The sequence below is a fragment of the Streptosporangium sp. NPDC001681 genome, from assembly GCF_040298085.1.
In the GTDB taxonomy this organism is placed as follows: Bacteria; Actinomycetota; Actinomycetes; order Streptosporangiales; family Streptosporangiaceae; genus Streptosporangium.
In genome coordinates, this window is sequence record NZ_JBEOZN010000257.1 from 1 (window position 1) to 4764 (window position 4764).

The 4764-nt window shown below is 66.9% G+C and carries 6 protein-coding genes; 1 reads left to right on the forward strand and 5 read right to left on the reverse strand.

Annotation, left to right across the window (positions count from 1 at the left end):
* Nucleotides 1-146: 146 nt before the first annotated feature.
* The 5 genes from ABT130_RS46945 to gap form a co-directional block, all read right to left on the reverse strand.
* Nucleotides 147-494 carry an RNA polymerase-binding protein RbpA gene (locus tag ABT130_RS46945; RefSeq protein WP_012892502.1) on the reverse strand — a complete coding sequence of 116 codons (348 nt, stop codon included), beginning with the start codon at nucleotides 492-494 and terminating at the stop codon, nucleotides 147-149.
* A 77-nt stretch (nucleotides 495-571) separates the two neighbouring features.
* On the reverse strand, nucleotides 572-802 hold the full coding sequence (gene secG, locus ABT130_RS46950; protein ID WP_030905020.1) for a preprotein translocase subunit SecG: 231 nt from the start codon (nucleotides 800-802) through the stop codon (nucleotides 572-574).
* A 132-nt stretch (nucleotides 803-934) separates the two neighbouring features.
* The gene (gene tpiA, locus ABT130_RS46955) at nucleotides 935-1720 is read right to left on the reverse strand and encodes a triose-phosphate isomerase (RefSeq protein ID WP_350918780.1); all 786 of its coding nucleotides are present in this window, start codon (nucleotides 1718-1720) and stop codon (nucleotides 935-937) included.
* 7 nt (nucleotides 1721-1727) lie between these two features.
* Nucleotides 1728-2915 (reverse strand): phosphoglycerate kinase, encoded by a 1188-nt coding sequence (locus tag ABT130_RS46960; protein WP_350966407.1) that lies wholly within the window; start codon nucleotides 2913-2915, stop codon nucleotides 1728-1730.
* Nucleotides 2915-3919 (reverse strand): type I glyceraldehyde-3-phosphate dehydrogenase, encoded by a 1005-nt coding sequence (gene gap, locus ABT130_RS46965; RefSeq protein WP_350918774.1) that lies wholly within the window; start codon nucleotides 3917-3919, stop codon nucleotides 2915-2917. The genes ABT130_RS46960 and gap overlap by 1 nt, the downstream gene beginning before the upstream one ends.
* A gap of 216 nt (nucleotides 3920-4135) precedes the next feature.
* Between gap and ABT130_RS46970 the strand changes: the two genes are divergently transcribed.
* The gene (locus ABT130_RS46970; RefSeq protein WP_350966408.1) at nucleotides 4136-4642 is read left to right on the forward strand and encodes a hypothetical protein; all 507 of its coding nucleotides are present in this window, start codon (nucleotides 4136-4138) and stop codon (nucleotides 4640-4642) included.
* Nucleotides 4643-4764: the final 122 nt, after the last annotated feature.

Sequence of the window (4764 nt, forward strand, 5' to 3'; positions counted from 1 at the left end):
ACCGGGGGTTCATTTTTTTTAAACAAATGTCTGACAGGGCGTTGTTTTCGCGGGCGTGGGGCCGCCCGCCCCGCTAACGCCCCTTTTTTGAGAGATCTCTCACAGGGGCCTTTCGCGTGCCGGCGGACCGTACTGCCAGGGTCCGGCTAGTAGATCGGGCGCGAGGAGGAGCGCAGCCGCTCCAGGGCCTCGGCCAGGATCTGTGCGCCGTCCTTGTCGCTGCGACGTTCCTTCACATACGCGAGATGCGTCTTGTAAGGCTCGTTACGCGGCGGCGCGGGCGGGTTGGCCTCGTCCTGACCTGCGGGGAGACCACACCGGGGGCAGTCCCAGAACTCGGGAACGGCCGCGTCGCTGGCGAAACTGGGGCGCGTCTCATGCATGTTCGCGCACCAGAAAGGGACCCGCACACGGGGGGCCGCCTCGCCACGCTCCGCCTCCCCCATCGGGCCGGCACCGACACGGCTGCCACGGATCGCGTTGCCACTACCCACGGATGAACTCCTTGCTCGATGGCCCCGCCGCTTGGGGATGCGGGGACTGAACCACTGTCACGCCTGTCAAAGCCGGGTCAGGGCCTCAGGAGCAGGCCCAGCGCGATGATGCAGACGAACCAGACCACACCGGTGATGACGGTGAGCCTGTCAAGGTTGCGCTCCACCACGGAGGAGCCTCCGAACGACGACGAGAAACCGCCACCGAACAGATCCGAGAGACCACCGCCCTTGCCCTTGTGGAGCAGGACGAGCAGCATCATCAGCAAGCTCGACAGGATGAGGGCGATGGAGATTCCGATTGTCACCGTTGACCTGTTCCCTATGTGCGCGTGTCCCGCGTCCGGGCACGACCCTTGTGTACGCCAGAGGCGTGACGATTCAAACCTGCTCTAAGAGGGTATGACGTGCTGTCAAATCGCACCCCCCAAATGGACCAGTCAACTCGACAATTCGCCAAGACGGCAAATTTTGACGAATTCCCCGGCATCGAGGCTCGCGCCACCGACCAGGGCACCGTCGACATCGGGCTGTGCCATGATGCCCGCGATGTTGTCAGACTTGACCGACCCACCGTAAAGGATACGGACACCTGCGGCCACATCGGTGTCGTACAGCTCGGCGAGTCGCTCCCGGAGGGCCCCGCAGACCTCCTGCGCGTCGTCGGGGGTGGCCACCTCGCCGGTGCCGATCGCCCAAACGGGCTCGTAGGCGAGCACGATTGAGGCGACCTGCTCGGCGGTGACCTTGCGAAGCGCCCCTTCGAGCTGCGCGAGGCTGTAGGCCACCTGGCCGCCCGCCTGGCGCACCGGCAGCCCCTCCCCCACACACAGGATGGGGGTGAGCGAGTGCCGGTAGGCCGCCTGCACCTTGGCGTTGACGACGTCGTCGTCCTCGTGGTGGTACTGGCGGCGCTCGGAGTGCCCGATCGTGGCGAAGGTGCAGCCGAGCTTGGCGAGCATGGCCCCGGAGATCTCACCGGTGTAGGCGCCGCCGTCGTGCTGCGACAGGTCCTGGGCACCGTAGAGGATCCGCAACTTGTCACCGTCCACCAGGGTCTGCACGCTGCGCAGATCGGTGAAGGGCGGCAGCACGGCCACGTCGGCCCGGTCGAAGTCCTTGTCGCCCAGCGCGAAGGCGAGCTTCTGGGTGTGGGCGATGGCCTCAAGGTGGTTGAGGTTCATCTTCCAGTTGCCGGCTATGAGCGGCTTGCGAGCGGTGCTCATTTGACCTCTACCTCTCCAGCGCCACAAGTCCGGGGAGGGTCTTGCCCTCCAGGTATTCCAGGCTGGCCCCGCCACCGGTGGAGATGTGCGAGAACCCGTCCTCGGGCAGGCCGAGTCTGCGCACGGCGGCGGCCGAGTCTCCCCCGCCGACGACCGTGAAGGCCTTCGAGCCGATCAACGCCTCGGCGACCGCGCGGGTTCCGCCGGAGAACGCCTCGAACTCGAAGACGCCCATCGGGCCGTTCCAGAACACGGTCTCGGCGTCGGCCAGCTTGCTCGCGAACAGCTCGCGGGTGCGCGGGCCGATGTCGAGGCCCTGGCGGTCGGCCGGGATCGCGGTGGCGTCGACCACCTCGTACTCGGCGTCCTCGGCGAACTCGGTGGCCGCCAGCACGTCGACCGGCAGGACGAGCTGCACACCGCGCTTGGCCGCCTCGTCCAGGAAGCCCCGCACCTGGTCGAGCTGGTCCTCCTGGAGCAGCGACCCGCCCACCTCGTACCCCTGTGCCTTCAGGAAGGTGTAGGCCATGCCGCCGCCGATGAGGAGCCTGTCGACCTTGGTGAGCAGGTTGCCGATGACCCCGAGCTTGTCGGAGACCTTCGCGCCGCCCAGCACCACGACGTACGGCCGTTCGGTGGTCTCGGTCAGCCTTTTGAGCACCTCGACCTCGGCCAGGACCAGCCGGCCCGCGGCGTGCGGCAGCAGGGCGGGCACGTCGTAGACGCTGGCGTGCTTGCGGTGCACCGCGCCGAAGCCGTCGCCCACGTAGAGGTCGGCGAGAGCGGCCAGCCCGGCCGCGAACTCGGCCCGCTCGGCGTCGTCCTTGGACTCCTCGCCGGGCTCGAAGCGCAGGTTCTCCAGCAGGGCCACCTGGCCGTCCTGAAGCGCCTCCACGACCTCCTGGGCCGACTTCCCGACCACGTCGGTCGCGAAGGCGACGTCCGTGCCCAGGAGCTCACCCAGCCGCTTGGCGACGGGGGCCAGGGAGTATTCCGGGTTCGGCTTGCCCTTGGGGCGCCCCAGGTGCGCGACGACGATCACGCGGGCGCCCCTGCGGGCGAGTTCCTCGATCGTCGGCACCGAGGCGCGGATGCGGCCGTCGTCGGTGATGACGTCCCCCTCCAGGGGGACGTTGAGGTCGGCGCGTACCAGGACGCGCCGACCGTCCACGTCGAACTCGGAGATGTCCTTCATCAGAGGTCGGCGCCGACCAGCTCGATGAGGTCGGCGAGACGGTTGGAGTAGCCCCACTCGTTGTCGTACCAGCCGACGACCTTGACCTGGTTGCCGATCACCTTGGTGAGGGCGGAGTCGAAGATGCAGGACGAGGGGTCGGTGACGATGTCGGAGGAGACGATCGGGTCCTCGGTGTAGGTGAGGTAGCCCTTGAGCTCGCCCTCGGCCGCGGCCTTGAGTGCGGCGTTGACCTCCTCGACCGTGGTCTCGCGGCCGACCTCGACGGTGAGGTCGGTGGCCGAGCCGGTGGGGATCGGCACCCGCAGCGCGTAACCGTCGAGCTTGCCCTTGAGCTCGGGCAGCACCAGGCCGATGGCCTTGGCCGCACCGGTCGAGGTCGGCACGATGTTGATCGCGGCGGCGCGGGCGCGGCGCAGGTCGCTGTGCGGGGCGTCCTGCAGGTTCTGGTCCTGCGTGTAGGCGTGGATGGTGGTCATCAGACCCTTCTCGATACCGAAGGTGTCGTTGAGGACCTTGGCCATCGGCGCCAGGCAGTTGGTGGTGCAGGAGGCGTTGGAGATGACCGTGTGCTTGGCCGGGTCGTACTTGTCGTGGTTGACGCCCATCACGACGGTGACGTCCTCGTTCTTGGCCGGAGCCGAGATGATGACCTTCTTGGCGCCGTTCTCGGCGTGCACTCGGGCCTTGTTCGCGTCGGTGAAGAAGCCGGTCGACTCCACCACGACGTCCACACCCAGGTCACCCCAGGGCAGCTTGGCGGGGTCGCGCTCGGCGAAGGCCTTGATGGTCTTGCCGTCGACGATGATCTCGTCGGCGGTGCTCTTCACCTCGTACGGCAGGCGGCCAAGAATGCTGTCGTACTTCAGCAGGTGGGCGAGCGTGGCGTTGTCGGTCAGGTCGTTGACCGCCACGATCTCGATGTCCTTGCCGCTGGCAGCGACCGCGCGCCAGAAGTTGCGGCCGATGCGGCCGAATCCATTGACGCCTACGCGGATGGTCACGATGCCGATCTCCTCGTACGTCGATGCGCCAGTCGTGAGGACCGGCGACTTGGGGCGGGCTGAAACCTCAACCACGAACCTTATCGGACCTAAATTGGTGTAGACCACTGGAGGGGGGAGGTCCGTTATCCCTTAACCCATGAACAGGTATCGCCCCATTCAAGTAGAGTGCCCGACCCGTCACCGGAAATCCCTTAGACCTCACGAGGAGCTGTCATGACGGATAACGATCCACATCTGGCAAACGGGCTTCTACCAGGTATTTTTACCGGTCTCGGCGCCACCGTGGTCGGCGCCGCGGCCTACGGCGCGCTCATCGGCTTCAGCGGGTACGAGATCGGCTTCGCCGCCATCGGCGTCGGTCTCCTCGTCGGCCTCGCCATGATGGCGGTCAGGCCGACGAGCCCGGTGCTGCCGCCGCTGGCCGCCCTCTTCTCCCTGATCGGCGCCGCGCTCGGCCAGGTCGCCGGATACGTGATCATCTGGGTACGTGCCTCCGGCGACGACTACGGCTCGGCGCTGACCCAGGTTCTCAACACCTTCCCCGAGGATCTCAGGCGCGATCCCAAGTCACTGCTGTTCTGGGCGATCGCCGCCTACGCGGGCTTCGGCTTCGTGAGCAGAAGAGTCAAGGCCGCCCGCGAAGCCCACGCCGCCTCGTCCGTCCCGCAGCCGGACGAGGCCGACCAGGTGGACTACTTCGCTCCCAGGAAGCAGTCCTGAGCGGGCCTTGACGGCACGTACCGGAGCCGGCGGCGGAAAGCCGCTGTTCGACGAATACCTGCGGTTCAACGACGACCTGATCTCGTACGAGGACTACATGAGCACTTTCGTCGGCCCGACGA

Excerpts from the sequence above, each read along its gene's own strand:
- tpiA (WP_350918780.1), bottom strand. The coding sequence starts at position 1,720 with ATGAGCACCGCTCGCAAGCCGCTCATAGCCGGCAACTGGAAGATGAAC.
- ABT130_RS46960 (WP_350966407.1), bottom strand. The coding sequence starts at position 2,915 with ATGAAGGACATCTCCGAGTTCGACGTGGACGGTCGGCGCGTCCTGGTA.
- ABT130_RS46970 (WP_350966408.1), top strand. The coding sequence starts at position 4,136 with ATGACGGATAACGATCCACATCTGGCAAACGGGCTTCTACCAGGTATT.